Origin of the sequence: Lyngbya sp. CCY1209, assembly GCF_035615495.1 — a bacterium.
Lineage (GTDB): Bacteria > Cyanobacteriota > Cyanobacteriia > Cyanobacteriales > Microcoleaceae > Limnospira.
Map to the genome: position 1 here is coordinate 1 of NZ_JAJENU010000480.1, position 285 is coordinate 285.

Sequence of the window (285 nt, forward strand, 5' to 3'; positions counted from 1 at the left end):
GGGACAGGACGCAAAAGCTAGAAGGTTGCAGAGACTCCTGTTGAAGTCATACTACGCAAGGCTCTTAGCGGTAAGGCAAGTGACCCAAGATAACCAAGGCAAGAAAACAGCCGGAATAGATGGAGTGGTAGCAATATCCCCGAAACAAAGGTTTGAACTTACTGAGGAAATTAAAGGAAACTTCAAAGCCAAGCCACTACGGAGAGTCTGGATACCAAAACCCGGACGGGATGAAAAACGCCCGCTGGGAATCCCGACAATCCGAGACAGAGCCAAGCAAGCCTT

The 285-nt window shown here is 49.1% G+C and carries 1 protein-coding gene; it reads left to right on the top strand.

Annotated features, from left to right (window positions below):
• The coding region (locus LKE08_RS15150) for a reverse transcriptase N-terminal domain-containing protein (RefSeq protein ID WP_324705078.1) at nt 1-285 on the top strand (285 nt) is incomplete at both ends.